This window comes from Aequorivita sp. CRS11 (assembly GCF_059693805.1).
This window is the reverse complement of sequence record NZ_JCATIG010000027.1, coordinates 1-1,685: the sequence shown is the minus strand read 5'-3', so window position 1 is coordinate 1,685 and position 1,685 is coordinate 1. Positions and strand designations below refer to the sequence as shown.

Genomic DNA, 1,685 nt, shown 5'->3' with positions numbered 1-1,685 from the left:
TGCGGTGGCTAACAAACTGCTGAAACAGGCATTTGCAATCGCAAAAAGCGGTTTGCCCTATGATGAGAAATTTGTATCCAAATTGAACTAAAAACATTTGTTTTTCAACTCAGATCTTTGTTGTAAGTAGTGCTTTTTTCATTCACTTACTTAATTTCAAAATCCGAAACGCTCCTTGAATTACCAAAATAAAAACGATTGTTCCGATAATTAAATCAGGTTTACTCGAACTCAACCAATTTACCAAAATTCCAGCAATTATTACTCCTAAATTGATAATCACGTCATTTGATGTAAAAATCATACTCGCTTTCATATGAGCCTCTTCTTTGCTTTTTGACTTTTGCAAAATGTAAAGACAAATTCCGTTTGCGATAAGTGCAAAAATCGAAACGATAATCATTGTCGAAAAATCGGGTAATTTCTCGTCTCCGAAAAATCTTCTTAAAACTTCCACAAATCCGATAATCGCAAGTGTAATTTGAAAATATCCAGCAAGTTTTGCAATCCGCTTTTTCTTAACTATAGTTCCTCCAACCGCAAACAAACTAATTCCGTACACGAAACTGTCGGCAAGCATATCCAAACTGTCTGCAACAAGTCCCATTGATTTTGAGATAATTCCTGTTGTCATTTCGATTATGAAAAAAGCAAAATTGATTGCAAGTACAGACCAAAGTAGCTTTTTTTGGTTTGCGTTTTCTTTAAATTCCGTTTGGTCGGTTTGTTCCGTTGAGATTTTTTTTCCGCCTAAATTCAGTTCGATAACTGACTTTTCGATTTGGTCAATTTCTCCACTGTGAAAAACAGTCAATTTTCGATTCGGAATATCAAAGTCCAGATTCGCAATACTTGAAATTCCGTCCAATTTCATTCGGATTAGATTTTCCTCTGAAGGACAGTCCATTTTGGTAATTTCAAATATCGTTTTATTCACTCGGTTTCTGGGTTTTTCGGCATTACTTACAACGTGTTTGGCTATGGTTTCGTTGCGGAATGGTTCGGCAGAACTATTCCGCCATAAACCAAAGTTAGTAAATACGCAGGAATTTCCGAGCAGGAAATTCCGCCGCAATGAACTATAGCCGTTGTGCCTGTTGCACAACCACCTCTTCAAATATAGCAAAAGGCTTGTATAAAATTGAGAAGTTTATTAATTTCATGCCTATGCAAGGCAAGAAAAACTATCAGGAAAAACTCTTCACAAGCTTTAAGCTAAGTGACAGGGTTTCAAAAGAAAATTTTTACCGACGGCTAAAAGAAGTTCTAAACCTGGACTTTCTTTACCCGCTCACCAATAAGTTCTATGGACAAAGCGGGCAAAAGAGCATAGACCCCGTGGTCTTTTTTAAGATATGCCTGGTGGGCTATCTGGAAAACATAACCACAGACCGTGGCCTGATGGATCACTGCAGTATGCGCATGGACATCCTTTATTTTCTGGACTATGATATTGACGAGCCTTTGCCTTGGCCCAGCACCATCAGCCGCACACGGCAGCTTTTCCCGGAAGATATTTTTGAAGAAGTCTTTACCCGTGTTCTGAAATTGTGCATAGAGGCCGGTCTGGTAAGCGGCCATACCCAGGCCATCGATTCAGCTCCTGTAAAGGCCAATGCCTCGATGGACAGTCTTGAGATCAAAGTGCCGGCAGATGAACTTGAAGAACACCTTTCCAAGGTGCG

General features: G+C 39.2%; 2 protein-coding genes. One reads left to right on the top strand and one right to left on the bottom strand.

Annotated features, from left to right (window positions below; genetic code table 11):
• Positions 1–142: 142 nt before the first annotated feature.
• Positions 143–937: a cation efflux transmembrane domain-containing protein gene (locus AC58DT_RS15565; protein WP_162838496.1), complete on the bottom strand. Its 795-nt coding sequence runs from the start codon at positions 935–937 to the stop codon at positions 143–145.
• A gap of 137 nt (positions 938–1,074) precedes the next feature.
• On the opposite strand from AC58DT_RS15565, the gene AC58DT_RS15560 reads away from it, so the two are divergent.
• A partial coding sequence (locus AC58DT_RS15560) for a transposase (protein WP_497217714.1) occupies positions 1,075–1,685 on the top strand: 611 nt, incomplete at its 3' end.